General features: G+C 75.7%; 2 protein-coding genes. One reads left to right on the top strand and one right to left on the bottom strand.

What is annotated here, in order from left to right; translation table 11 throughout:
• A partial coding sequence (locus tag AC0CYZ_RS00285) for a hypothetical protein (RefSeq protein ID WP_472210849.1) occupies positions 1–628 on the top strand: 628 nt, incomplete at its 5' end.
• A gap of 27 nt (positions 629–655) precedes the next feature.
• Here the strand turns inward: AC0CYZ_RS00285 and AC0CYZ_RS00280 are convergent.
• Positions 656–1,333 carry an MBL fold metallo-hydrolase gene (locus tag AC0CYZ_RS00280; RefSeq protein WP_472210846.1) on the bottom strand — a complete coding sequence of 226 codons (678 nt, stop codon included), beginning with the start codon at positions 1,331–1,333 and terminating at the stop codon, positions 656–658.
• Between the last annotated feature and the right edge of the window lie 285 nt (positions 1,334–1,618).

Below are 1,618 nucleotides of genomic sequence, written 5' to 3'. Positions count from 1 at the left end.
GGGCATCGAGACCGCCGAGCACGAGCGCACGGCCCGTGCCCTCGGCGCGACCCTCGCCCAGGGCTACCGCTTCGGCCGTCCCGCCGCTCTCGACCCGGCGCCGGGCACGCCGCCGCCCGCCGGCCCCGGGGCGCCGCGGGCCCGCACCCCCGACGAGCCCACCCGGCTGAGCCCGCTCGCGGCGGTCGCGCGCGGCCGGCCGTTGCGGCGGGGCTCCGTCGAGGAGGTCCACGTCGCGGTCACGCTGCTCGAGCAGCGGGCCCGCAGCGCGGAGGGCCCGACGGTGCTGCTGGCCTCCGTCGGCCCGGACGGCGTCCCCCGGGGCGAGCGCGCGGCGCGGCTCGCCGAGGTGGCGGAACGCGCGACCGTCGTGACGCTGCTCGGCGCGGAGTCCGGCCTGCCGCGGGGCGTCCGCGGTGCCGCCCTCGCCGAGGCCGACCCGCTGCGCAGCGAGTGGGACGTCGCCGTCGTCGGGCCGCACGTCGCCACCGCCCTCGTGGCCCGGCCGTGCGGGGGCGGCGAGCTGGAGTACACCGTCGTGCACGAGCCGGAGCTCGTCCACCTGGTGGCGCGCTCGCTCATGAGCCGCACCGTCCCCGCGCCGAGCGCGGCGATGCCGGGCCGCTGAGGGCCTGGCCGACGCTGAGGGCCCGGCTCACCAGCCGCGTTCGCGCCACTCCGGCAGCTGCGGGCGCTCGGCACCGAGCGTGGTGTCGTCGCCGTGGCCCGGGTAGACCCACGTGTCGTCGTCGAACCGGCCGAACACCTTGCGCTCGAGGTCGTTCATCAGCGCGTCGTGGTGCTCGCGGGTCGCGGTCTTGCCGTGGCCGCCCGGGAAGAGGCTGTCGCCGGTGAAGATGTGCCCGGTGCCCTCCGGGTCCTTGTAGTACAGCGCGATCGAGCCCGGGGTGTGGCCGTCGAGGTGGATGACCTCGACGAACGAGTCCCCGAAGCGCACCTGGTCGTCGTCGCCCACGGTGCGGTCCGGCGCCACGGGGAGCTCCGGGCCGTCGAGCGGGTGCGCGTACGTGGTGGGGGACAGTTCCTTCGTCATCGCCTCCAGCGCCTGGACGTGGTCCCAGTGCTGGTGCGTCGTGACGAGGTCCTTCAGCCCGTCCCGCGAGCCCACCGTCTCGACGGTGTCGAGCAGGCGGTCCGCCTCGTTCGCGGCGTCGATGAGCAGGGTGCGCCCGGTGGCCTTGTCGACCAGCACGTAGGCGTTGTTGTCCATCGGCCCGACCGAGACCTTGGTGATCGTGACGGCGTCGAGGTCCCGCCGCGCGGCCGGGCCCTCCGGGTCGACGTGTCCGCTGTAGTCGTCGAGGAGCTCCACGTCCGACAGCATGCCCGCTGCCACCGACACCCATTCCGGCGGTTCGCGGGGCCGGGCGCTCGGAGCCTTGATCAGGGGCACATCTGGCAGGTCTGGCGGCCCAGGATCCTGCGTGGCGTGCCCCTCGTGGTCGGCCGGGGTCTGGGGGCTCGGGCTCGCCCTTGATCAGGGGCACACCTGGCAGGTCCGGCGTCCGGAATCCTGCGTGGCGTGCCCCTCGTCATCGGCCGGGGCCTTGGGCTCGAGCTCGCCCTTGATCAGGGGCGCACCCGGCAGGTCGGGCGG

This window comes from Actinomycetospora sp. (assembly GCF_055612215.1).
The sequence above is the reverse complement of the archived record's forward strand: the minus strand, read 5'-3'. Positions and strand labels throughout refer to the sequence as shown.